Source organism: Halomicrobium katesii DSM 19301 (assembly GCF_000379085.1).
Taxonomy (GTDB): Archaea; Halobacteriota; Halobacteria; order Halobacteriales; family Haloarculaceae; genus Halomicrobium; species Halomicrobium katesii.
On sequence record NZ_KB905378.1, the window covers coordinates 1,952,980 to 1,974,994 of the forward strand.

The 22,015-nt window shown below is 69.2% G+C and carries 24 protein-coding genes; 17 read left to right on the forward strand and 7 right to left on the reverse strand.

The annotated features are described in order from the left end of the window. Positions 1 to 4 precede the first annotated feature (4 nt). The 8 genes from HALKA_RS0110355 to HALKA_RS0110390 all read left to right on the forward strand — a co-directional run bounded on the left by HALKA_RS0110355 (position 5) and on the right by HALKA_RS0110390 (position 8,532). The gene (locus HALKA_RS0110355) at positions 5 to 469 is read left to right on the forward strand and encodes a DUF7283 family protein (protein ID WP_018257921.1); all 465 of its coding nucleotides are present in this window, start codon (positions 5 to 7) and stop codon (positions 467 to 469) included. Next, complete coding sequence (locus HALKA_RS0110360; protein WP_026190264.1) at positions 450 to 839, forward strand: DUF7285 family protein; 390 nt, start codon at positions 450 to 452, stop codon at positions 837 to 839. Before HALKA_RS0110355 ends, HALKA_RS0110360 begins: the two co-directional genes overlap by 20 nt. Continuing rightward, positions 836 to 1,714 (forward strand): DUF7284 family protein, encoded by an 879-nt coding sequence (locus HALKA_RS0110365; protein ID WP_018257923.1) that lies wholly within the window; start codon positions 836 to 838, stop codon positions 1,712 to 1,714. The genes HALKA_RS0110360 and HALKA_RS0110365 overlap by 4 nt, the downstream gene beginning before the upstream one ends. Continuing rightward, positions 1,714 to 4,821 carry a DUF7286 family protein gene (locus tag HALKA_RS0110370; RefSeq protein WP_049919928.1) on the forward strand — a complete coding sequence of 1,036 codons (3,108 nt, stop codon included), beginning with the start codon at positions 1,714 to 1,716 and terminating at the stop codon, positions 4,819 to 4,821. The genes HALKA_RS0110365 and HALKA_RS0110370 overlap by 1 nt, the downstream gene beginning before the upstream one ends. A 33-nt stretch (positions 4,822 to 4,854) precedes the next feature. Beyond that, entirely contained in the window at positions 4,855 to 5,283 is a 429-nt protein-coding gene (locus HALKA_RS0110375) for a DUF5791 family protein (RefSeq protein ID WP_018257925.1), read from the forward strand. 3 nt (positions 5,284 to 5,286) lie between these two features. Beyond that, entirely contained in the window at positions 5,287 to 6,180 is an 894-nt protein-coding gene (locus tag HALKA_RS0110380) for an SDR family oxidoreductase (RefSeq protein WP_018257926.1), read from the forward strand. A 61-nt stretch (positions 6,181 to 6,241) separates the two neighbouring features. Then, positions 6,242 to 7,414: a DHH family phosphoesterase gene (locus HALKA_RS0110385; RefSeq protein WP_018257927.1), complete on the forward strand. Its 1,173-nt coding sequence runs from the start codon at positions 6,242 to 6,244 to the stop codon at positions 7,412 to 7,414. Positions 7,415 to 7,446: 32 nt separating this feature from the next. Continuing rightward, positions 7,447 to 8,532: an aldo/keto reductase gene (locus HALKA_RS0110390; RefSeq protein ID WP_018257928.1), complete on the forward strand. Its 1,086-nt coding sequence runs from the start codon at positions 7,447 to 7,449 to the stop codon at positions 8,530 to 8,532. On the opposite strand, the gene HALKA_RS21400 is transcribed toward HALKA_RS0110390, so the two are convergent. Continuing rightward, entirely contained in the window at positions 8,533 to 8,700 is a 168-nt protein-coding gene (locus HALKA_RS21400) for an HVO_0758 family zinc finger protein (protein WP_018257929.1), read from the reverse strand. Positions 8,701 to 8,781: 81 nt separating this feature from the next. Between HALKA_RS21400 and HALKA_RS0110400 the strand changes: the two genes are divergently transcribed. The 4 genes from HALKA_RS0110400 (at position 8,782) to HALKA_RS0110415 (ending at position 12,925) form a co-directional block, all read left to right on the forward strand. After that, a complete protein-coding gene (locus tag HALKA_RS0110400) occupies positions 8,782 to 9,954 on the forward strand; it encodes an MFS transporter (protein WP_018257930.1) in 1,173 nt (390 codons plus the stop codon). Positions 9,955 to 9,992: 38 nt separating this feature from the next. Next, positions 9,993 to 11,084: a glycosyltransferase family protein gene (locus tag HALKA_RS0110405; protein WP_018257931.1), complete on the forward strand. Its 1,092-nt coding sequence runs from the start codon at positions 9,993 to 9,995 to the stop codon at positions 11,082 to 11,084. A gap of 35 nt (positions 11,085 to 11,119) precedes the next feature. After that, complete coding sequence (aspS, locus tag HALKA_RS0110410; RefSeq protein ID WP_018257932.1) at positions 11,120 to 12,418, forward strand: aspartate--tRNA(Asn) ligase; 1,299 nt, start codon at positions 11,120 to 11,122, stop codon at positions 12,416 to 12,418. Positions 12,419 to 12,697: 279 nt separating this feature from the next. Continuing rightward, a complete protein-coding gene (locus tag HALKA_RS0110415) occupies positions 12,698 to 12,925 on the forward strand; it encodes a PLDc N-terminal domain-containing protein (protein ID WP_018257933.1) in 228 nt (75 codons plus the stop codon). Here the strand turns inward: HALKA_RS0110415 and HALKA_RS0110420 are convergent. The 3 genes from HALKA_RS0110420 to HALKA_RS0110430 form a co-directional block, all read right to left on the reverse strand. Continuing rightward, positions 12,922 to 13,440, reverse strand: coding sequence for a PIN domain-containing protein (locus HALKA_RS0110420; RefSeq protein WP_018257934.1), 519 nt, complete (start codon positions 13,438 to 13,440; stop codon positions 12,922 to 12,924). The genes HALKA_RS0110415 and HALKA_RS0110420 overlap by 4 nt on opposite strands. Further along, positions 13,437 to 13,739, reverse strand: coding sequence for a UPF0175 family protein (locus HALKA_RS0110425; RefSeq protein WP_018257935.1), 303 nt, complete (start codon positions 13,737 to 13,739; stop codon positions 13,437 to 13,439). The genes HALKA_RS0110420 and HALKA_RS0110425 overlap by 4 nt, the downstream gene beginning before the upstream one ends. An 85-nt stretch (positions 13,740 to 13,824) precedes the next feature. Continuing rightward, positions 13,825 to 14,289 carry an MGMT family protein gene (locus HALKA_RS0110430; RefSeq protein WP_018257936.1) on the reverse strand — a complete coding sequence of 155 codons (465 nt, stop codon included), beginning with the start codon at positions 14,287 to 14,289 and terminating at the stop codon, positions 13,825 to 13,827. A 172-nt stretch (positions 14,290 to 14,461) separates the two neighbouring features. Here HALKA_RS0110430 and trpC point away from each other — a divergent pair, with 172 nt between their 5' ends. The 5 genes from trpC to HALKA_RS0110460 all read left to right on the forward strand — a co-directional run bounded on the left by trpC (position 14,462) and on the right by HALKA_RS0110460 (position 19,725). Further along, positions 14,462 to 15,265 (forward strand): indole-3-glycerol phosphate synthase, encoded by an 804-nt coding sequence (gene trpC, locus HALKA_RS0110435; protein ID WP_018257937.1) that lies wholly within the window; start codon positions 14,462 to 14,464, stop codon positions 15,263 to 15,265. Next, positions 15,258 to 16,553: a tryptophan synthase subunit beta gene (gene trpB, locus HALKA_RS0110440; protein WP_018257938.1), complete on the forward strand. Its 1,296-nt coding sequence runs from the start codon at positions 15,258 to 15,260 to the stop codon at positions 16,551 to 16,553. The genes trpC and trpB overlap by 8 nt, the downstream gene beginning before the upstream one ends. Further along, positions 16,554 to 17,384, forward strand: coding sequence for a tryptophan synthase subunit alpha (trpA, locus tag HALKA_RS0110445; RefSeq protein WP_018257939.1), 831 nt, complete (start codon positions 16,554 to 16,556; stop codon positions 17,382 to 17,384). A 236-nt stretch (positions 17,385 to 17,620) separates the two neighbouring features. Beyond that, positions 17,621 to 18,427 (forward strand): 2-amino-3,7-dideoxy-D-threo-hept-6-ulosonate synthase, encoded by an 807-nt coding sequence (locus HALKA_RS0110455; RefSeq protein WP_018257941.1) that lies wholly within the window; start codon positions 17,621 to 17,623, stop codon positions 18,425 to 18,427. A gap of 131 nt (positions 18,428 to 18,558) precedes the next feature. Then, positions 18,559 to 19,725 carry a 3-dehydroquinate synthase II gene (locus tag HALKA_RS0110460; protein ID WP_026190266.1) on the forward strand — a complete coding sequence of 389 codons (1,167 nt, stop codon included), beginning with the start codon at positions 18,559 to 18,561 and terminating at the stop codon, positions 19,723 to 19,725. Between the two features lie 17 nt (positions 19,726 to 19,742). Here HALKA_RS0110460 and HALKA_RS0110465 read toward each other — a convergent pair whose 3' ends face one another. From HALKA_RS0110465 to HALKA_RS0110475, 3 genes are all read right to left on the reverse strand, one after another. Beyond that, entirely contained in the window at positions 19,743 to 20,144 is a 402-nt protein-coding gene (locus HALKA_RS0110465) for a DUF7575 domain-containing protein (protein WP_015763981.1), read from the reverse strand. 80 nt (positions 20,145 to 20,224) lie between these two features. Continuing rightward, a complete protein-coding gene (locus HALKA_RS0110470; protein WP_018257943.1) occupies positions 20,225 to 20,905 on the reverse strand; it encodes a type I 3-dehydroquinate dehydratase in 681 nt (226 codons plus the stop codon). 23 nt (positions 20,906 to 20,928) lie between these two features. After that, positions 20,929 to 21,987: a DNA-methyltransferase gene (locus HALKA_RS0110475; protein WP_018257944.1), complete on the reverse strand. Its 1,059-nt coding sequence runs from the start codon at positions 21,985 to 21,987 to the stop codon at positions 20,929 to 20,931. Positions 21,988 to 22,015: the final 28 nt, after the last annotated feature.

Genomic DNA, 22,015 nt, shown 5'->3' on the forward strand with positions numbered 1-22,015 from the left:
TGCCATGTTCGAGGTCCCGGTCGACGCACTGTACGCGTGGCTCGGCGTCGCGGCCGTCAGCGTCGCGGTGCTCGGCGTCGTCGTCGCGCTCCCCACGACCGCACCGCCCGACGCGACCACAGCAGCCGACGCCGTCGATCGCGTCGCCGTCGGACCGCCAGACGCCAGAGCGACGGTCCAGATCGACGCGGCGGCGATCCGGCTCGGTCCCCGCCAGCTCTCGCTGCGCAACGACGGCGGGACCGCGAGCGCGACGTTCGCGTACGGCCCCGTGACGCCCACACTGGCGGACGATCGGCTCGCGCTCGTTCTCTACGGGCGGCCGCCAGCGAGCGTCTTCGAGACGAGCGCGGCCTTCGAGCAGGCGGTCGCGGACGCCCAGCTCCGAAGAGAGTGGCGACAGGCACCGGCGGAGATCGACGTGCGACGCGTCCAGTGGGGTGAGACCAGTGTCACGCTCGTCGGCTAGGGGACAGGTCGAGCCCCTCGTGGCCCTCGTCGCGGTCGCCGCGGTCTCGCTCGCCCTGTCGCTCTACGCTGGCGTCCTCGGCGACGCACTGCCGAGCCAACGCGACCGAGAACTGCCCGAGACGACACTTGCCGCGGTCGACGATCACCTCGCACCCGCTGGCGTCGTCGAGCCCCGGCGAGTCTCCGACGCCGTCGACGCGGGCCCGTCGGGCTATCACACGAACGTGAGCGTGACCGCCGACGGCCGGCAGTGGCAGGCGGGACCGGTCGCCCCAGACGACGCTGGGACCGCGAGCGAGCGGGTGAGCGTCCGGACGAGGCCGGCCCACGTCGACGCGGGCCGTCTCCGGGTGGCGGTGTGGCGATGAGAGCGATCAGTACCGTCGTCGATACGACCCTGTTCCTCCTCCTGCTCGGGGGTGCCGTCGGGACGCTCGTCGCCGGGACAGGTGGTCTCGACGCGCCGCCCTCGGGGGACGACCACGCCGACGAGACGGCGACCGCACTGGCGACCACCACCGTCGGCGTCGACTACGCGCTGACGCCGCGAAACAACCACAGCGACGGAGTCAGCTACGGCCACAGCGCCGACTTCGACCGGACGGCACACGGGACAGTCGCCGGGCTCCTCGCGGCGGCCACGCGGACCGCCGCGACGCTCGACGGCGAGCGAATCGCCCCTGCCGGCGGCGGGTTCGAGCGAGCGGTTCGCAACGAGACCCGCGCCGCCGTCCACCGTCGCGCGACCGCCGTCGGCGTCACGGCCGTCTGGGAACCCTACGACGGTGCGCCCCTAGGCGGTCGCATCCACGCCGGACCGACGCCGCCCGCGAGGGCCGACGTGCGTGCGGCTCGACTCAGCGTCGACAGCGGCATCGCACCGGTGAACGAACGCGCACGCGAGGCCGCCCGGACCGACGGCACGGACGGCATTGCGCGCGTGGTCGCGGCGGCGGTCGTCGAGGGGTTCTTCTCGCCCGCCGAGAGCCGCGTCGCGCTCCGTGGGGACGCGCCGGCCGACACGCTGGCGGCCCACCGCTACCGCCGCGTCGCCAGACTCACCGACGCACCGGCTCTGGACCTGGAGAACGGCTCCGTCACGGCGACGAACGCCCGGCTCACGGCTGCGCTGGCCGATCGGTTCGCCGCCGACATGCGCGACCGGTTCGAGACACCGGCGGCCGCGGCCCGCACCGTCTCGACGGGCGAGGTGCGAATCGTCGTCAGGACGTGGTCGCCGTGATGGACGATCGCGGCCGCGTGCCGTTCGCACTGATCGGCGTCCTCCTGCTCGTCAGCAGCGCGACGCTGGCGACGACGATCGATCCGGGGCGTCCACCCTCCGACAGCGAGACCGAGGTGGTCACCGAACGGACGACCGCGACCGTACAGACGGAACTGCGCGAGGCCGTGACGACCGCCAGCCGGGCGGCCGCAGCGGACCCCGTCGTCGATCCGGCAGACACCGCGGCCGGTCGCCTTCTCGACGAAGAGACGGCGTTTCGCGACGCGCTCCGGCTCCGGATCTACCTGCGGGCCCGCGATCGCCTCTCTCGGGTCGCGGTCCGTCGTGGCGAGGTCACCGGCTCGGTCTCGCTGCCCTCGACGGAGACGCGGGCCAAGCGCCGCGCCGCCATCGACCGCGTGACGATCGAACGGGCAGACGACGACGGCACCGCGATTCGGGTGACCGTCGAGAACGTGACGGTTCGCACCCACCGTGGCGGGCAGGTGCGCTCCCGGACGACGATCTCTCCGACCGTCACCGTCGTGACGCCGGTGCTCGCGGCCCACGACCGGGTCAGTACGTACCAGCGGCGACTCGACGCCGGCGTGACGGAGCGAGGGTTGAGCCAGCGACTGACGACTCAGCTGTACGCACTGGCGTGGTCGCGGGGCTACCTCCAGTACGGCGAGGTACCGATCAGCAACGTCGTCTCGAACCAGCACGTGGGCGTCGTCACCAACGAGGCACTGCTGGACCTCCAGCGCGAGACGATCGGCCACGCCGATCCACGGGGCCGTCGCACGCTCGCGGTCGCGGCGGCACGGACGGCGGCACGGGATCTCACCGTCGCCACGGGGACCGACTCGCGCGTGACCGACGCCGTTCTGAGCGGACCGACGAAGCCGGCGGCGAGCGACATCGAGGGACTGGAGCCACCGCGCCGGTCGAGCCCCGACGAGCGGCGCGAGGTCGCGGTCAACGAGACGGCAGACAGAGCGTTCGTCGACGTGCTCGACGACGGTGCCATCGACAGCACGATACGAGACGCCTACAGCGTCGAGGTCCGGACTGTCGGCCGCGTCGAGGGCGATCGCCATGTCGGCGTGTCGGCACCGCGCCCCGCCGGCTCGAACTGGACGCGCGTCGACAAGCGCCGTGAGCGATCGATCCGCCACCGAAACGTGTCCGTCGCGCCGCCGCCGATCCCCGACGGCTGGCACGAGTTCGAGACCTACGGGCGAGAGACGGTCGTCACGGAGCGAGCGGTGGGGGTCTGGGAGCGCCAGGTCGCGGGGCCAAACGGGAGCGTCGAGGTCCAGCGGAGGACCACCGACAGGACGGGCACGAGTCGACAGACCGTCACCCTCGCGGTCGTCGGTCGTCACGACCGCACCTCGCCGGCTCCCGTTCGACCGATCCGACGGGCCCACCAGCGCGGTGCCGGCCCCCTGGAGGGACCGAACCTCGCCGACGCTCGCGAACGCGCCAGAGAGCGCCTGATCGACAGCCAGGGCGGCCGGTCCGCGGCCCTCGAATACGCGGTCCACAGCGGGCCGGACTCCGACGTACACACGATCGAGCTAGAGGTACCCGCGAACGCGTCCGAGTGGGCGTATCGCGATCTGATGGAGGTCCGAGAACGGGTCCGGTCCGTCGCCGTCGAGGTGCGGCAGGGACGAGTCGGGTCGTACAAATCGAACCCGCCGGCAGCGCTCGCACGGGCCGTCGAGCGAGAGTGGGCGCGGCTGATCGACGCACCGTCCAGCTACGACGGCGCGGCGACGAAGGCGCAGATCGCCGTCCGGGTCGCGTACCTCGACCGCGTACAGGCCCGCCTCCGTGCGCGGGCAGACGACCGGCGTGGCAGGGCCGACGCGTTCGGCGATCGGCTCGACGAGGCCGGCACGTCGATCGAGACGCTGCGCGAGGGGCTCGACGCTCGCGGGCGACCACCGTCGGACCGCCAGCCGCGGCTGGACGGTGTCGGCGGGCCGGTCGCGCTGACGGCCGACGGCGCACCGGCCTACCTCACGCAGGCCTCGCTCAGCCACGACGACGACCCGGCGATCGAGAACAGCTCTCGTCCGCTGGTCGCGCGCAACGTCAACGTCTTTACCGTACCCCACCAGACTGTCTCGGACTCGCTGGTCGACGGTCTGTTCGGCGATCGATCGGGGGTCAGACTCGACACGGCGGCCCGGACGTTGAACGCGACCAACGCGACCCTCGCCGAGGCGAACGCCGCTGCTGTGGACGACGAGGCGGTTCGACGGGCGGACGCGCGCCGACCCGAACGCCACGCCGAGAACGTCTCGGCGCTGACCCGCGAACGCGACGCCCTCCGCCGAGAAGTCGCGTCGGCGAACAAGCACGTGCTCGACGGCCAGCGGTCGGTGCTGTCCCGACGGGCCGTCGCCGGCGGTGCCAGCGAGCGCGAGGCGATGCTTCGAGACGCGGTCGCGCCGTGGCAGACGACCCACGATCGGGCCCTGGCACTGGCGAACGGCTCGGTCAGCCGTCGACTCGTCGCTCTCGCCGGCCGGCGGGCCGACTTCTCGGTGGCTGCACGCGACCGGCTCGCCATCCGACTGAACGCCACGCGCCGCGCGGCGTTACGGGAGCCGGGCGGGCGACCGGACACCGACGCCGTCGACGCGAGCCGATCGCGCACGCAGACCGTGGCGCGGGAGCTGGCCCGCGAGGCCGCTGCCGCCGGTGCGGAACGGGCCACGAAGCGCGGCTACGGCGCGGTGGTGAACGACACGTTCGAGGCGATGCCGGCCGGACTCCCGCTGGCACCCGTGCCCGGCTCGTGGTACGCCACGACGAACGTCTGGCACGTCACGGTCCGTGGCGAGTACGCCCGCTTCGGCGTGCGCGTCTCCCAGGGGCGGCCGACGACGCCCGGCGGCGAGTTCGTCTACGCCAGAGACGGCGAGACGGTCTCTCTCGACGTCGACGACGACGGATCACCAGAGCGGATCGGCCGGTCGACCCGCGTCGACTTCGAGGCCACGGCGACGGTCCTCGTCGTCGTGCCGCCGGGCAAGACCGGCGTCGGCGACACCAACGGCGTCGCGATCGAGGAGTCGGAGGGGTGGCCCGATCCCGGGCCGGAGTGACACTGACTTGTAGGCCCGTCCTGTAGGGTGCGTATGCTCAGAGGCGAATTCGAGGACGCGGGCGAGCAGTCACCAGAGACTCTCCGGCGGGCCTACGAGACGCGGCTGGCCGAGACCGTCGAATCCGTCGGCGTCGACCGGGCCGTCGACGAGACGCCGCTGGACCGAGACCGGATCACGGCGCTGCTCGACGGTGCCTCCCCGGAGATCGAACTCACCGAGGCCGCAGCGATCCTGGCGCTCGACGAGGGCCGTCCCCACGCCGACACGATCGCCGCGGACGCGCGGGACATCCTCCTGATGGGGATGACGACGGGGGTCCTGGACGTGGAAACGCTCGCGTCGGGTATCGACGGCCGGCTCGAACCGAAGGAGATCCAGCAGAAGGTCGAGGGCCGGTTTCCGATGACCGTCGCGGAGTACGCCCTCCTCCACCAGTTCATCGCCCAGCGCGAGGGGTGACCGATGCGGGTCGCCATCCTCGGCTGCGGGTACGTCGGGCTGGCTCTCTGCCGCCAGCTGACCGGCGCGGGCCACGACGTGGTCGGTGTGCGCCGCTCTCCAGACGCCGCGGCGGCGATCGAGGACGCCGGTGGCACGGCGGTCCGGGCCGACGTGACCGACGCCGACGACCTCGCTGCCGTCCCCGACGCAGACGCGGTCGTCTTCGCTGCCAGTTCCGGCGGGCGGGGAGCCGACGCGGCGCGCCGGGTGTACGTCGAGGGCCTCCAGACGGTGATCGACCACTTCGGAGCGCGCGACGATCCGCCAGCGCGGCTCGTGTACACGTCCAGTACGGGCGTGTACGGCGACCACGACGGCGACTGGGTCGACGAGACGACGCCGCTCGACCCCCAGACCGACAAGACGCGGGTCCTCGCCGAGGCCGAGCGCATCGCCAGAGAGCGGGCGCTGGACCGCGGCATCGACGGGACCGTCGCCCGCTTTGCCGGACTGTACGGCCCCGACCGGTACCGCCTGGAGCGGTACCTCGACGGCCCCGTCACTGAGGGGTACCTGAACATGGTGCACCGCGCGGACGCGGCGGGCGCGGTCGCGTTCCTCCTCCGGGAGGGAGTGGCTCGGGACGAGACCGTGCTGGTCGTCGACGACGAACCGGTCTCGAAGTGGGCCTTCGCCGACTGGCTGGCCGAGGAGTGTGGCGTCGCGGAGCCACCCAAACGGACCACGGCCGAGCGCCTCGCGGACGACGACCTCTCGGAGACCGCGCGTCGCCGAATCCAGACGAGCAAGCGCTGCTCGAACGACCGACTGCACTCGCTGGGCTACGAGTTCGCCCATCCGACCTTCCGGTCGGGGTACCGCGACGCGATCGAGCGCTACCGGGCCGCGAACTGACCGCCAAACGTATCAGACCGGGGGAACCTTCTTATCCGGTGACGCTGAAAACTGCGTCCGTATGCCGATCTGGCAAGTAGGTGGCCTCCAGCGAGTCGTCGATAGCGTCACCGTGTTCGCGCGTGAATCGCCGCTGGTGGCCGCGCTCGTGGTCGTCGGGCTCCTCGTCTTTCTCGTCGGAGTCCGCCTCGCGATCGACAGACTCCGCCGGTCGCCGGCCGAACGCTTCCAGCGACTGCTGGCGTCGACCGACGAGGTCGCCGTGTTGATGCATCCGAATCCCGATCCGGACGCGATGTCGAGTGCGCTGGCCGTCGACAGGCTGGCGACCCAGGCCGGTTCGTCGCCGACGATGTACTACCCCGGACAGATTCGCCATCAGGAAAACCGCGCGTTTCAGACCGTTCTCGATCTGGACTTCGATCGCATCGAGGAGGCCGGCGAGCTACGCGAGAACGATGTCGTCCTGGTCGACCACAACGAGGCGCGTGGCTTCCCCGGCGCGGAGAGCATCGATCCGATCGCCGTGATCGACCACCACCCCGGCGGCGGCGAGGGGTCGGAGTTGTCAGACGTTCGCACCGGCTACGGTGCCTGTGCGACGATCTTCGCGGAGTACTTCGAGACTCTCGACTGGGAACTAGCCGACGACGACGCGACGGCCACCGGCGACGACCAGATCGATCAGGCGGTCGCGACGGGGCTGCTCTACGGTATCCAGTCAGACACGAAACAGCTCACGAAGGGGTGTTCGTCCGCGGAGTTCGCGGCCGCCGAGTACCTCTACGACGGGATCGACGAAGACCTGCTCGACAGAATCGCGAACCCACAGGTCGACGCCGAGGTCCTGGACGTGAAAGCCCGTGCGATCACCGACCGCCAGATCGAGAACGCCTTCGCGATCAGCGACGTGGGCGCGGTCTCGAACGTGGACGCGATTCCACAGGCCGCCGACGAACTGCTCCGACTGGAGGGCGTGACGGCGGTCGTCGTGATGGGGCGCAAAGAGGACACGCTGCACCTCTCCGGGCGCTCGCGCGACGACCGCGTCCACATGGGCAACGTCCTCCAGACGGTCGTCGACGACATTCCGATGGGGTCGGCGGGCGGCCACGCCCGGATGGGCGGAGGGCAGCTCTCGATCGATCACATGAACGGGATCGGACCGGGAAGCGGCGTCGCGATGACCGACTTCAAGGGGCACCTGTTCGACGCGATGGCCGGCGATATCTGACCGCTTTTGACCGTCGAGAGCCAACGGCGACTATGGCAACTCAGTCGGCGACCTGGGCCTACCGCGACGACCACGACGACTTCGCCCGCACTTACTTCAGGCGGTTCGGTGACTGTGTCGTCTCGAGCATCGGCGTCGGCACCTACCTGGGCGATCCGACCGACGAGCGAGACGAGCGCTACCGGGAAGCGATCGCCGATGCGCTCCGCTCCGGGATCAACGTCGTCGACACGGCGATCAACTACCGACACCAGCGCTCGGAGCGCGTCGTCGGCGACGTGGTCCGGACGGGGCCGGTCGACAGAGAGTCGGTCCTCGTGGCGACGAAAGGCGGATTCGTCCCCTTCGACGAGGACCGCCCGGCCGATCCCGGCGCGTACGTCGGGTCGGAGTATCTCGACACCGGCATCGTCGACAGCGACGACCTCGTCCGCGGGCACCACTGCATCGCACCGGCGTTCATCGAGGACCAGCTCGACCGCTCGCTGGACAACCTCGGTGTGGACACGATCGACCTCTACTACGTCCACAACCCGGAGACACAGCTCGAAGCGAACTCGCGAGCGGCGGTGTACGACCAGCTCGAAGCGACCTTCGAGCGCCTGGAACGACGCCGCGCGGCGGGAGACATCAGACACTACGGCGTGGCGACGTGGGACGCGTTCCGGGTGCCCGCGGACCACGACAGCTACCTCTCGCTGCCCGAGATCGTGCGTCGTGCGCAGTCGGCGGCCGCCACGGCCGAAAACGAGACGACCGGCTTTCGCGGGGTCCAGCTCCCGTTCAACGTTCAGATGGCCGACGCCTTCACCGTCGAGGCCCACGAGGGGGCGGAGGGCACCCAGTCCGCGCTGTGGTTCGCCCACGAGGCCGAGCTGTCGGTGTTTGCCAGCGCGTCGATCATGCAAGGGGAGCTGTCGACGGGGCTGCCCGACGATATCGCGGCCAGACTCGACGGCGACACCAGCGTCCAGCGGTCGATCAACTTCGCCCGGTCTCCGCCGGGCGTCACGTCCGCACTGGTGGGGATGGGATCGCCCGAACACGTCGTCGAGAACGTCGCGGCCGGTCGGTACGAGCCACTCGGTGCGAGCGCGTTCGACGCCGTCTTCGAGTAGCTACATCTCCTGCCACTTGCTCTCACAGCCGGGACAGACGCGGATCTTTCCGATCTCGTCGGGGTCGTTCTCCGTTCCCAGCTCCTTGTCACAGCTGGTACAGGAGAGCCGCCCGTAGTTGTCCTTCTCCAGATCCCCCGCCCGAAGTCCGGACCGTACTGAGTCCATAGCTGGTGGTGGAACGGCCGAGCGTAAAAAGGCTCGCGACGGACCGGAAGGTTTGTGCCGTTGACTGACTGCCCAGTTAGCGTGTCTCGTCGAACGGTCTTCGGGTCGTTGCTGGGGCTCGTCTTCCTGGTCAACCTCGCACGGGTCGTGTTCGCGCCCCTGCTGGAGCCACTCGGTACCGCGCTCGACGCCAACGACGCCGCGCTGGGGACCATCGCGACGCTCGCGTGGCTCGGGAGCGCACTGCCCCGCATCCCGACCGGCTACCTCCTGACGCGAATCTCTCGCAGCGCCGTCATCCTGGCGTCCTCGGGAATCCTGGCGGTCGCGGCCGTCGCCACGTCGCTCGCCAACAGCGTCCCGGCCGTGATGATCGGGGCCTTCCTGATGGGACTGGCCAGCGGCTCGTACTTCATCGCGGGCAATCCCCTGGCGAGCGAACTGTTCCCCGACCGGGTCGGGTCGACCCTGGGTATCCACGGCACCGCCAGCCAGCTCGCTGCGGTCAGCGCGCCGGCGATCGTCGTTGCCGCTCTGGGCGTCGGCGACTGGCGGACCGTGTTCCGAGCGATGGCCGTCGCCGCCGTCGTCTCCGGGATCGCCTTCGCCCTCACCGCTCGTCGGACGGAGATGCCCGACGCCGGTGCGGAAGACACCGCCTTCCTGGCGGCCGCGCGCCACCAGTGGCGGATCGTGCTCGCGGGCGTGGCCGTCATCGGCGTCACGGGGCTGGTCTGGAACGGCCTGTTCAACTTCTACGTGAAGTACTTCCTCGCGAAGGGGCTGACCGGTGCCCAGGCGAACCAGTTGCTGACGATCGCGTTCGGCGCTGGCGTGCCGGCTTTCTTCGTCTCCGGGCGGCTGGCAGACCGACTGCCCGTGTTACCCTACATCCTCTCGATCATCGGCGGATTCTTGCTCTCGGTCTACGCGACGACGCTACTGTCCAGCTACCTCGGGCTGGCGGTCCTCAGCGCCGTTCTCGGCTACGTGATCCACAGCCTCTTTCCGGCGGTCGACACGTACCTGCTGGGCTCGCTCCCGGACCACCACCGCGGGAGCGCCTACGCCGTCTACAGCGGGACGATGATGATCATCCAGGCCTCGGGCAGTACGATCGTCGGCAGCCTCTCGTCGGCCGGCTACTCCTTCGAGGCGATCTTCACCGGGCTGGTGGCGGTGCTCGCGGCGGTGTTGCTCGGGCTCACGGGACTGTACGTCGACGGCCAGCTTCCGACCGGTGCACGGGCGTAGGCACGCTGTTTTTGAGGCCGGAACCGAAGTGGAGAGTGATGGAGTACGTCCAGGAACGGATCGCTACGCTACACGATTACGACGGCACGAACCCCGCCGCCCCGACCGATCGGGCCGCGGTCGTCGTCCCCATGACCGAGCGCGAGCACGCCAGCCTCGCCGCCGAGCACGTCTTCTCGACCCTGGCGTCGGTCGACCCCGAGCGGGTGTACGTCCCGTTGCGGGCCAGCCCGGGCGAGGTGGCCGCGGTGACCGAGTGGATCGACGGCTTCGACTTCGACGCCGAGGTGCTGTGGTGCAACGCGCCCCGCGTCGAGGAGCACCTGCGCGAGCGTGACCTCGTCGCCGAGGCCGGCAAGGGCCGAGACGTGTGGCTCGCGCTGGGCGTGGCCGCGCGCCACGACTACGTGGCGGTACACGACGCCGACGCCACGAGCTACGGGGCCGAGCAGGTCCCGAAACTGCTCGCACCCCTGGCCGGCGACCACAGCTTCGCCAAGGGCTACTACGCCCGCGTCGAGGACGGACGCCTCTACGGACGGCTGTTTCGCCTGTTCGTCCGCCCGCTCTTGCGCGCCCTCGACGAGACGGTCGATCATCCGGTGATCGACTACCTCCTGTCGTTTCGCTACGCGCTGGCCGGCGAGTTCGCCGCGACGAGCGCGGTCGCCAGATCGCTCCGCGCCCAGCCCGGCTGGGGGCTGGAGATCGGCACGCTCGGAGACGCCTACGACGCGGCGGGCTTCGCCGGCAGCGCACAGGTCGACCTGGGGACCCACGAGCACGACCACCGCTCGGTCGGCGGCCCGTCGGGACTGGGCGATATGTGCGAGGCGGTCGGTGGCGCGCTCTTCCAGGTGCTCGACGACCAGGGCGTCGCCGTCGAGTACGACCGCCTCCGGGACGCGTACACGACCGCTGCCGACGCGCTCGTCGACCAGTACGCCGCCGACGCGCGGTTCAACGGGCTAACCTACGACGCCGCCAGCGAACGCGAGCAGGTCCGAGAGTACGTCCGTGGGGTGGCCGACCCCGGCGAGGACCGCCGACTGCCGGCCTGGGATCGCTGTGAACTGGCACCCGAGACGATCCGGACGCTGTCACGGGACGCCATCGACGAGAGAGAATAAACGGAGTTTAAGTCCCGCCCGTCAAACGGACGCCTATGGACGAGCGAACGTACACGGCAGACGCCGAGCCCGGCGACACGGTCACCGTCGCCGGCTGGGTCCACGAGGTGCGCGACCTCGGTGGTATCGCCTTCCTCATCCTCCGAGACACGGAAGGGAAGATTCAGGTCAAGTTCGAGGTCGAGGAGATGGACGACGAACTCGTGGAGACGGGTCTGAACGTCCACCGCGAGTCGGTCATCTCCGTCACGGGCGACGTCGAAGAGGAACCGCGCGCGCCGACCGGCGTCGAGATCACGCCCGAATCGGTCGACGTGATCAGCGAGGCCGACCCCGAACTGCCACTCGACCCCTCCGGCAAGGTCGACGCCGAGCTGTCGACCCGACTGGACAACCGCACGCTGGACCTCCGCAAGGACGAGGTCAAGGCGATCTTCGAGATCCGCGCGGAAGTGCTGCGCGCGGTGCGCGAACAGTTCCGCGACCTCGGCTGCACGGAGATCAACACGCCCAAGATCGTCGCCACCGGCACCGAGGGCGGCACCGAGCTGTTCCCGATCACCTACTTCGGCCAGGAAGCGTTCATGAACCAGAGCCCCCAGCTGTTCAAGCAGCTGATGGTCGGCTCCGGGCTGGAGCGGGTCTTCGAGATCGGGCCGATCTTCCGCGCCGAGGAACACAACACGCCGCGCCACCTCAACGAGGCGACCTCGATCGACTTCGAGTCGGCGTTCGCCGATCACACCGAAGCGATGGACGCCTGCGAGGCCGTCGTCAAAGCCGCCTACGAGGCCGTCGAGTCGAACTGTCAGGACGAGCTCGTTGCGCTGGACCTGGCCGACGAGTTCGAGGCCCCCGAGGGCGAGTTCCCGCGCCTGACCTACGAGGAGGCCATCGAGCGCATCAACGCCACGGGCGAGCTCGACGAGCCGCTCGTCTGGGGCGACGACCTGCCGACCGAGGGCGAACACGCGCTCGGCCAGGACGTGGGCGAGCACTACTTCATCACCGACTGGCCCAGCGAGATCAAGCCGTTCTACATCATGGACAAAGACGACGAGGTCTCGACCGGCTTCGACATGATGCACCCCGAGATGGAACTGGTCTCGGGCGGTGCCCGCGAACACCGCTACGACCACCTCGTCGACGGGTTCGAACAGCAGGGCCTCGATCCCGAAGCCTTCGACTACTACACGAAGATGTTCAAGTACGGTATGCCACCCCACGCCGGCTGGGGTCTCGGCGGCGAGCGCCTCATCATGACGATGCTCGGCCTCGGGAACATTCGAGAAGCCGTTCTCTTCCCGCGAGATCGCCAGAGATTGAGTCCGTAGGGGGCGAGGGGCGCGAACGAAGTGAGCGGTCCTCGAAAGCGAGCGGGAGCGAAGCGACACGCGAGCAGCGACAAACCTGAGAGCCAGCGGGACGAACAGAGTGAGTCTCGCAGGACCGTCTTCCTCTCTTCCCGCGAGATCGGCAGAGATTGAGTTCGTAGGGGGCGAGGGGCGCGAACGAAGTGAGCGGTCCTCGAAAGCGAGCGGCCCTCGCCGACGCTCTCGACGGCTACCACACGATTTTTATCGGAGCCACGACACCAGCCACGCGTGTTCCAAATGGTCCCTCTCCAGGCTGGATTCGTACTGGTGTTCCTCCTGTTCGGGCTCGCAATTACCGCGCTGTGGGTGTGGGTGTCGTACTGGGTGTACAACGACGCGACCGACCGCGGCATGGACAGCGCGACGCTGTGGGCCGTCGTCACGTTCGTCGGCGGCGTCATCGGACTCCTGATCTACATCCTCGTCCGCGAGGACCCGTCGCCGTCCCGGGCGGTACAACCCTAGTCGCCGATCTCGCCGACGGCGCGCTCGCGGAGTTCGCCGGTCAGGTGCATCCCGTGCTGGTCGATCCGGCGGACGATCCGCTTTGCCTGTCGCGGGCTCAGGTACTTGTCTTCCAGCGTCGCCCGGACGACGACGCCGAAACTGCTGGTGACCTGGGCACCGAGTCCGCGACACATCTGGCGGACGGTCCGATCCTCCGAGACGACCGCGACGGCCGATCGGTCGTCGGAGTCCCGACGCGCCAGGACGCCCGCGATCACCGACGCCGCCGTCCCCACGTCCTTCTCGCCGAGGAGTCGCTGTGCGCGCTCGATGTCGGCGTCGGCTTCGGTGACCGCTCGCACGTCGTCGCCGTCGAGCAACTCGTCGAGGTTCGTCGCCGTCGGCTCGACGGCCGAGGCCTCGCAGACGGGCTGGGGTACGACGACGTCACCGTCGAAAGAGGTCAGCAAAGAGAGTTCGCCGACCTGCCCGAGGCTGTACACCGCCGTCGGCCCGACGTAGATCCGACTCATAGCTCCGTCGCGGTGTCGGCGTCGAGCTCCAGATCCGACAGCGCGAGCTGTGTCGTGAGGTTGCGTTCCCGAGCCACGTCGAGCCACTCGGCGATCGAGAGATCGGCCAGCTGTGCGGCCTCGGCGGCCGACACGTCGCCGGACTGGTAGCGCTCGACCGCGACCCGGATCCGGAGGGTCTCCAGCCCCTCGTCGAGGGCCTTCCTGATCGTCGTCGAGCGGTCCTCTGCGAGCAGTTCTGCGACGGCGTCCAGCTCTGCCTGCTCCTCGTCGGAGAGGCGCGCACTGATCGTCGGCATGTTTGCGCTCAACTACGCCGTATTACATAAGCGTGTGGCTCTCGGGTCGCGCCCGACCGGGGGCGATCGTCGCCCCGAACGCGTCTCACAGCCCCTCGATGCTCCGGAGCTTCTGCTCGACTGCCGGCGGCGCGCCGCTGGGGCCGTCCCGGACGCGATGGTCGGGGATCACCAGCGGGACCGGGTTGTCCGCGAGGGCCTCTCTGACGATCCGCGCGCTCTCGTCGTCGCTCGGGTCCAGCACCGGAGCCATCCGCACGAGCTGGTCGACGCCGGCCTCCTCGCCGTAGGGGATCTCCCGGACCGCTTCGAGCACGCTCCGGCGCTCGGTCGAGACGGTCAGGCCGACATCGACGTCACGGAAATCGTCCGTCTCGTTGCTCAGATACCCCTCGATCCGGTCGAGGAGGTCGTGGTCGGTTCGACTCTCCGCTGCCGGCCGCTCGGGGAACGACAGCTGGATGATCTTCTCGCCCGCCGCCCCGAACTGGACGTACCGGTCGAGAAACTCGAACTCGCGCGCGTAGATTCCCGCCTCTGGGCTGGCCATGTCCGATCACTCGCCCGGTCGCGTCTTGAAGATTCGGCTCCCGACCGACGACCGGACGCCGACGGGTCTCCGCCGACAAAGCCGCTCCGCCGAGGCCACCGAGCGAACCGGGCCGAGGCCGTCGTCGCCAAGGGCAAGTCTTATGTGCAACTCTGTCCGTTAGTGTACAGTAATGGGCGATAGTGAGGAGATCGCACCGGCGGTCGAGTCGATCCTGGCGGCGGCCCGCGAGCGTGGCGGTGCCGACGGCCGCGTCGACGTCGAGCCCCGGTCGTTGACCGACGCGTTCGCGGACGCCGAAGCGGACGGTCGCGTCCCGGTGATCGCCGAGGTAAAGCCGACGAGTCCGACTGCGGCGGGCGAACGCACGGAGGATCCGGTCGCGCTGGCCGAGCAGATGGTCGAGGGTGGAGCGGCGGCCCTGTCCGTGCTGACCGAGCCCGAGCATTTCGGCGGGTCCGAAGCGACGCTGGCTCGGATCCGCGAGGCCGTCGACGTGCCGGTCCTGCGCAAGGATTTCGTCCTCCACGAGGACCAGCTCGACGTGGTCGAGGCGGACGTGATCCTGTTGATCGTGCGCTTTCTCGACGAGCCCGACACGGGCGATCTGGCGGACCTGCTCTCGGCCGCGCGCGAGCGGGGGTTCCAGGTCCTCGTCGAGACGCACACGGCCGACGAGCTCGCGCGAGCGGTCGAGGCCGGCGCGGAGATCGTCGGCGTCAACAACCGCGATCTGGCGAAACTGGCGGTGGATCTGGACACCTTCGAGCGGGTCGCACCGGACGCCCCCGAGGGTGTGACCCTCGTCGCCGAGAGCGGCATCCAGAGCCCGGCCGACGTGGCCCAGATGCGCCGGGCCGGGGCCGACGCCCTGCTCGTCGGCTCTGCGATCATGGACCACAGCGCACCGGCCGAGGAGACGGACGTGACAGCGAACACGCGACGACTGACGACAGCGACGACAACACATGAGTAGCGAATCCAAATTCGGCGACTACGGCGGACAGTTCGTACCCGAGGCGTTGATGCCGGCCATCGAGGAGCTGACCGACGCTTACGAGCGGTACGTGATCGACAACGAGGACGGCTTCATGGACGAGTTCCGTCGCCGGCTAGCGGAGTTCGGCGGCCGACCCCTGCCCCTACAGCGGGCCGACCAGCTCTCGGCGCGCTACGACACCGAAGTGTACCTCAAGCGAGAGGACCTGCTCCACGGCGGGGCTCACAAGCTCAACAACGCGCTCGGGCAGGTCCTCCTGGCGAAGTACATGGGCAAGGAGCGCATCATCGCGGAGACCGGCGCTGGCCAGCACGGCACGGCGACGGCGATGGCCGCGGCCCACCTCGACATGCCCTGCGAGATCTACATGGGCGAGACCGACATCGCCCGCCAGCGGCCCAACGTCTTCCGGATGCGGATCAACGACGCCGAGGTGAATCCGGTGACGACCGGCCGCGGGACGCTCAAAGAGGCGATCAGCGAGACGATGCGAGACTGGGCGACCACCGTCGAGACGACCCACTACGTCATCGGGTCGATCGTCGGCCCGGCTCCGTTCCCGGCGATGGTCCGGGACTTCCAGTCGGTCATCAGCGAGGAGGCCCGCGAGCAGATCGTCGAGAAGACCGGCGGCCTCCCGGACGCCGTGCTGGCGTGTGCGGGCGGCGGCTCGAACACGATGGGCGCGTTCCATCACTTCGTTCCGGACGACGACGTGGACCTCTACGCCGTCGAGGCCGGCGGCTCCTCGCTGTCGGTCGACGAGGAGGAAGGCGTCGCGCCCAACTCGGCGTCGCTGTCGACCGGCGACGAGGGGGTACTCCACGGGGCGCGCACGAAGCTCCTCCAGGACTCTGACGGCCAGATCATGGAGTCACACTCCGTCTCGGCGGGGCTCGACTACGCGGGCGTCGGTCCGGAACTGGCCCACCTCGTCGACGAGGGGCGCGTGACGCCGGTCAACGTCGACGACGACACCGCACTCGAAGCGTTCCACCGGCTCTCGCAGGACGAGGGTATCATCCCGGCGCTGGAGACGGCCCACGCCTTCGGTTATCTAGAGCGCGTGGCGGGACCCGCCACGGACGATCGAGCGGCGGAGCCGCGAGATGAGCACCACGACGACCTCGGCGACACCGTGATCGTCAACGTCTCTGGCCGGGGGGACAAGGACCTCGAAACCGTCATCGAAGAGACCCAGAAGCGCGATCTGGACATCGCGCCGGACATGTCGATCTTCAACGAGATCGGGGGCGGGATCTAGATGGGACTGGAACGGGCCTTCGCCGACGAACCCGCCTTCGTCCCGTATCTCGCCGCGGGCGATCCGGACTACGACGCCTCGATCGAGTACGTCGAGGCGCTCGCTCGCGGGGGTGCGGACGTGATCGAACTCGGGCTTCCGTTCTCAGAACCCATCGCCGAGGGGTCGACGATCCAGGAGGCCGTCGTCCGCTCGCTGGACGCCGGAATGAGTCCGGATCGGTTCTTCGAGTTCGTCGAAGAGTTGGACGTGGACGTGCCGCTGGTCTGTATGACCTACTACAACCTCATCTACCAGTATGGCTCCGGACAAGGGCCAGAACCCTTCGTCGAGAAGGCCGCCGAGGTCGGTATCGAGGGGTTCGTCGTGCCGGACCTGCCCGCCGAAGAGGCCGGGCCGCTCCGGGCGGCCTGTGACGAGTACGGACTGGATCTGATCTTCATCGTCGCGCCGACCACGAAGGGCGACCGGCTCGCGTCGATGATGGACCAGACCTCGGGCTACGTCTACGTGCAGGCGCGGCTGGGCGTCACCGGCGCGAAGGACGACGTAGACGACGCGACCGAGGAGAGCCTCGCCCGGATTGCGGAGTGGGACGTGCCAAAGGCCGTCGGCTTCGGGATCAAGACCGGCGACCACGCCGAGCGGATCGTCTCGGCCGGAGCGGACGGCATCATCGTCGGCTCCGCGCTGGTCGATATCGTCGCCGAGGGCCACGAGAACGGCGACCCCGCCGACGAGGTCGCCGAACGGCTCGAAGGGAAGGCCCGCGAACTGAAGGCGGGGGCGCTGCGGGGCGCGGAACAGCAGGCGACGGCAGAGGGGTCGTAACTCGCCACACGTCCGGAGGAATCACGAAGTGTCTGGCGCTACAAGCGATGCGCATGGACGACGATCCTCTCGAATCGCTCCGCGATGAGTTCTCTGATGTCGAACGATCCGTCGGCGAACTCTCCGAAGACGCGTTGCGTGAGGCCATCGAAGAAGCGACTCCAGAGTGAACCGCCGACGTATCACTGGCCGCAACCGGAAGGAACATAATCGTACTTGCCACACATTCGCACAACATGAGCGCAGGGAAAGCAGCACGACTGGCGCGGATCGGGACAGGGGGGCGACACGTCATCGTCCCGATGGACCACGGCATCACACTCGGGGCCGTCGACGGTCTCGTCGACATCGAATCGACGATCGACGCGGTCACGGCGGGCGGCGCGGACGCCGTCCTCACCCAGCGCGGGATCGCCGGGCGCGTCCACGAGAACACGAACGACGCGGGCTACGTCGTCCACCTCAACGGCTCGACCTCGATCGGGCCAGACGAGAGCGACAAACGACCGACCGGCACCGTCGAGGACGCCATCCGGGCCGGGGCCGACGCCGTCTCCTTTCACATCAACGTCGGCAGCGAGCACGAACCGGACCAAATCTCACAGCTCTCCGAGGTCACCAGCGCGGCCCGCGAGTACGGGCTGCCGGTGCTGGCGATGGCCTACGCTCGCGGCCACGACGTTCGCGACGAGGACCCCGAGCTGTTCGCCGAGGACCTCGGCCACGCGGTCCGGCTGGCCGAGGAACTCGACGCCGATCTCGTCAAGACCGCCTACAGCGGCACGCCCGAGACGTTCGAACGCGTCGTCGAGTCGACTGCACTCCCCGTCCTGATCGCGGGCGGCTCGAAGGGCACCGACGAGGAGACGCTCGACATCGTCCGCGGGGCGATGGACGCCGGGGCGGCCGGCGTCTCGATAGGGCGCTCGATCTTCCAGCACGAGGAACCCGAGAAGATCGCTCGCGCCGTCGCCAGCGTCGTCCACGAGGACAGCGAGGCCGCCGACGCGCTCCGTGCGGCCGGTCTCGCCGTCGAGGCGTAGCGAACGTCGAACGCGGCCACCGCTGGCGACATCTGACCGACGAGACAGTCACGCGCGACGGTGATCCTTCTATCCGGGCCGATTGCCCGCATTCGCCACGTTCAAGCGGGACCGATTCGAGAGGTGGGACAATGACACGAAGCGTGTGGCTCAAGGCCGACAGCGAGGTCGGCGACTGGGAGACCCGAAAGCGCCGAATCACCGCTGGCCTCGAAGCCGGCGTCGACTGGGTGCTCGTCGACGAACACGACGTGGCCCGCGTCCGCGATCTCGGTGAGGTCAACGTCGCCGCCTTCGCCGGTGGCGACGTCACCGTCATGGACGCCGAGGGCGAGGAAGCCGAACCCGACGCCCGCGTCGTCGGCAAGGACGGCGAGGGCGACGGCACCGTCGACCTGCCCTCTGACTTCTCTGGCTCTGCCGACCTCTCTGCGCTCCGCCAGGACGGCGAGGCCCCACAGGGTGGCTACGTCCGCATCCGGTCCAAGGAGTACGAGGGCTTCGCCGAGGCCGTCGCCGAGGAGGCGGCCTTCACCATCGTCATCGGCGACGACTGGCAGATCATTCCCCTGGAGAACCTCATCGCCCGCGTCGGCGACGAGACGGAGCTGATCACCGGCGTCCAGACTGCCGAGGACGCAAAGACCGCCTACGAGACGCTCGAACTGGGTGCCGACGGCGTCCTGCTGGACACGGACGATCCCGACGAGATCCGCCGCACCGTCGAAGTCCGCGACGAGGTCGGCCGCGAACAGCTCTCGCTGTCCTGGGCCGAGGTCACCGACATCGAACAGACCGGGTCGGCTGACCGCGTCTGCATCGATACGGGCTCGCTGATGGCCGAGGACGAGGGAATGCTGATCGGCTCGATGGCGCGCGGGCTCTTTTTCGTCCACGCCGAGACCGCCGAGTCGCCCTACGTGGCCTCGCGTCCCTTCCGGGTCAACGCCGGGGCGGTCCACGCCTACGTCCGCACGCCCGACGGCGGGACCAAGTACCTCTCGGAACTCCAGAGCGGCGACGAGGTCCAGGTCGTCGACACCGACGGCAACACCCGCGAGGCCATCGTCGGCCGCGCCAAGATCGAGAAGCGGCCGATGTTCCGCGTCCAGGCAGAGACGGCGGACGGCGACCGCATCGAGACGCTGATCCAGAACGCCGAGACGATCAAGATGCACACCGCCGAGGGCCGGACCGCGATCACCGACATCGAGCCCGGCGACGAACTCCTGTTGTACACCGACGACAAGGCCCGTCACTTCGGCGAGGCCGTCGAAGAGTCGATCATCGAGAAGTAGCGCCCCGTAGGCACTCGTCACTCCAGTTCGGCCGTACACCAGTGACAGAAGTCGAGGTCCTCGTCGCGTTCCCGCCCGCAGTAGGGGCACTGTTGGCCCTCCTCGATGGCGGCCGCGGCGTTGATCTCGGTCGCGATCCGGTAGGCGTCGAGCACGCTCAACAGCGAGACGGCCAGCAACGCGCCGCGGGCCTGCCAGGAGAGGGCGCGGGTCATCTCGACTGACGCCGTCCAGATCGCCTCCGGCGTCGTCGCCGCCGGGAGCGTGGCCTCCGGCGCGAGGATACTGACGCCGAGCATCGCGAGGGTGAACCACAGCAGCGCACGGATCCACTCACGGAGGTAGAGGTGACCGAGACCGGGCGAGAGAAACGCCAGGGCGGCGGCGAGCAGGGGCCGTTTCTGGTCTGCATCGACCATGATACCCCCACTCCCGGGCCAATCGTTGTTAATCTTGCGCACCGACTCGTCTTCACGTGGTTGCCGGTCGCTCTCCGAGGTCAGGACAGCTGGTCGACCAGCCGTCGTAGCGTCGCCAGATCGTACTGTCCGGGTGCCGTGGCGTCGGCGGGATCGACGGGCGCGTAGCCGATCCGGGAGCCGTACAGCGGCGCGACGGGTCGAGAGTGGCAGCCGGCCTCGCCCATCGCCATCGTCGCAACGGTCTCGCCGGCCTCGGTCAGCCGGTGGGTCGCTTCGAGCAGCGCCAGTACGTCCCCGCGGTCCCGTGCCGTCGTCGCGATCTTGCCCACGTCGCCGTACTCGCAGGCCCGTGCCAGTCGGTCGACGAGGGCGGCTTCGTCGGGCGTCGCCTCGAAGTCGTGGGTCGAGACGACGACGCTTGCGTCCTGATCGTGGGCGTAGTCGACGACGCGAGCGGCGTCGCAGGCCCCCTCGCCTTCGAGGGCAGCAAGCTCCACGTCGACGGCCGTGACGGCGTCGTGCTCGACGGCAGTTTCGAGGGCGTCCAGTCGAGCGGCGTCGTCCGGGGCCTCCCCGCCCTCCCACTCGACGCGGTTGGTCACCAGGACGGGCAGGTCACCCTCGTAGTCGTCGAGCATCGACAGAGCGTCGTCCGCGAAGTCCATCCGCAGCTCCATCCCGTCGGCGTCCTCGCGAGCGGCCGGCTCGTCCGTCAGGTCGGCCGTGGCGGCCAGCAGCGTAAACGAATCGAAGTCCATGCCGTCGCTTGCTCCGACGGGCACTAAGCCTGTTCGCTCTCGCCGTCGGGGCACGCTTCGATCGGCGAGTGGGTCGCGCGATACCCCTCGTCTGTCCGTTCGACGCCGTCGACGCCGTAGAAGCGAATCCGGCGTTCCTGTTTGGTGTTGACGGCGGTGTCGTAGTGCTCGGCTTCGTAGCCCGGCTCGTTCCCTTCGGCTCGTCGCCGCTGGACCCACTCGCGGTGGTCAGCGAGTCGCCGTTCGGCGATCTCCCGTGAGCGCTCGGAGGCGTCCTCGACGCGGTCGTCGAGCGCAGCGAGGAGGTCGTCGTCCCGATCGTAACCCACGGAGTCGCGGCCGGCGACGAGCGCGGCCATCGTCGTCGTCCCGGTACCGAGGAAGGGATCGAGGACGGTGTCGCCGTACGTCGAGAACATCGAGACGAGTCGGTAGGGTAGCTCCAGCGGGAAGGCACCGGACCGCTCGCGCAGACCGTCCTCGACGGCCTGGCGCTCGCCCGTCAGCTCCCACAGGTCCGAGAACCAGACGTTGCGCTCCTCCCAGAAGTACGCGCTCTCGTAGCGGTCGTCGTCGCCGGGCGGGAAGGTGCGTCGTTGCCCGTTGCGAAAGACGAGGACGTGTTCGTGTTCCAGCGTCGGGTAGGCGTTGGGCGGGAGCATCCCCGAACCCATGAACTTCGTCGCGCGGTTCGAGGGCTTGCGCCAGAGGATGTCGGGCAGCGCCCGGAGACCTCGGTCGGTCAGGCGGGTCGTGATCTCCGCGTGGTTCGAGAACGACCGAAAGCCGTCGCCGATCGAGCGGGTGGCGTCGCCGACGTTGATGCAGGCGATCCCGCCCGGCCGGAGCACCCTGACCACTTCGGCCCAGACGGTATCGAGCACGTCGTGCATCAACCGGAAGGCGCGCTCGCCGTCTTCGTCGGCCAGCGCGTCCTCGACGGCGGGGTCGAGTGCTGCGAAGATGTCGTCCCACATCTCGATCATCGGGTACGGTGGCGAGGTCACGACCAGGTCGACGCTGTCGTCGGGCAGCGCCAGCTCGCGGGCGTCACCCGTCACTACACGGTGAGTCGTCTCCATAGAACGGCAGTCGAAACGAACCCCCTCG

Bases quoted from the DNA above. Each gene is read 5' to 3' on its own strand.
- HALKA_RS0110355 (WP_018257921.1), top strand. From the start codon at position 5: ATGTTCGAGGTCCCGGTCGACGCACTGTACGCGTGGCTCGGCGTCGCG.
- HALKA_RS0110365 (WP_018257923.1), top strand. From the start codon at position 836: ATGAGAGCGATCAGTACCGTCGTCGATACGACCCTGTTCCTCCTCCTG.
- HALKA_RS0110370 (WP_049919928.1), top strand. From the start codon at position 1,714: ATGGACGATCGCGGCCGCGTGCCGTTCGCACTGATCGGCGTCCTCCTG.
- HALKA_RS0110375 (WP_018257925.1), top strand. From the start codon at position 4,855: ATGCTCAGAGGCGAATTCGAGGACGCGGGCGAGCAGTCACCAGAGACT.
- HALKA_RS0110380 (WP_018257926.1), top strand. From the start codon at position 5,287: ATGCGGGTCGCCATCCTCGGCTGCGGGTACGTCGGGCTGGCTCTCTGC.
- HALKA_RS0110385 (WP_018257927.1), top strand. From the start codon at position 6,242: ATGCCGATCTGGCAAGTAGGTGGCCTCCAGCGAGTCGTCGATAGCGTC.
- HALKA_RS0110390 (WP_018257928.1), top strand. From the start codon at position 7,447: ATGGCAACTCAGTCGGCGACCTGGGCCTACCGCGACGACCACGACGAC.
- HALKA_RS21400 (WP_018257929.1), bottom strand. From the start codon at position 8,700: ATGGACTCAGTACGGTCCGGACTTCGGGCGGGGGATCTGGAGAAGGAC.
- HALKA_RS0110405 (WP_018257931.1), top strand. From the start codon at position 9,993: ATGGAGTACGTCCAGGAACGGATCGCTACGCTACACGATTACGACGGC.
- aspS (WP_018257932.1), top strand. From the start codon at position 11,120: ATGGACGAGCGAACGTACACGGCAGACGCCGAGCCCGGCGACACGGTC.
- HALKA_RS0110415 (WP_018257933.1), top strand. From the start codon at position 12,698: ATGGTCCCTCTCCAGGCTGGATTCGTACTGGTGTTCCTCCTGTTCGGG.
- HALKA_RS0110420 (WP_018257934.1), bottom strand. From the start codon at position 13,440: ATGAGTCGGATCTACGTCGGGCCGACGGCGGTGTACAGCCTCGGGCAG.
- HALKA_RS0110425 (WP_018257935.1), bottom strand. From the start codon at position 13,739: ATGCCGACGATCAGTGCGCGCCTCTCCGACGAGGAGCAGGCAGAGCTG.
- HALKA_RS0110430 (WP_018257936.1), bottom strand. From the start codon at position 14,289: ATGGCCAGCCCAGAGGCGGGAATCTACGCGCGCGAGTTCGAGTTTCTC.
- trpC (WP_018257937.1), top strand. From the start codon at position 14,462: ATGGGCGATAGTGAGGAGATCGCACCGGCGGTCGAGTCGATCCTGGCG.
- trpB (WP_018257938.1), top strand. From the start codon at position 15,258: ATGAGTAGCGAATCCAAATTCGGCGACTACGGCGGACAGTTCGTACCC.
- trpA (WP_018257939.1), top strand. From the start codon at position 16,554: ATGGGACTGGAACGGGCCTTCGCCGACGAACCCGCCTTCGTCCCGTAT.
- HALKA_RS0110455 (WP_018257941.1), top strand. From the start codon at position 17,621: ATGAGCGCAGGGAAAGCAGCACGACTGGCGCGGATCGGGACAGGGGGG.
- HALKA_RS0110460 (WP_026190266.1), top strand. From the start codon at position 18,559: ATGACACGAAGCGTGTGGCTCAAGGCCGACAGCGAGGTCGGCGACTGG.
- HALKA_RS0110465 (WP_015763981.1), bottom strand. From the start codon at position 20,144: ATGGTCGATGCAGACCAGAAACGGCCCCTGCTCGCCGCCGCCCTGGCG.
- HALKA_RS0110470 (WP_018257943.1), bottom strand. From the start codon at position 20,905: ATGGACTTCGATTCGTTTACGCTGCTGGCCGCCACGGCCGACCTGACG.
- HALKA_RS0110475 (WP_018257944.1), bottom strand. From the start codon at position 21,987: ATGGAGACGACTCACCGTGTAGTGACGGGTGACGCCCGCGAGCTGGCG.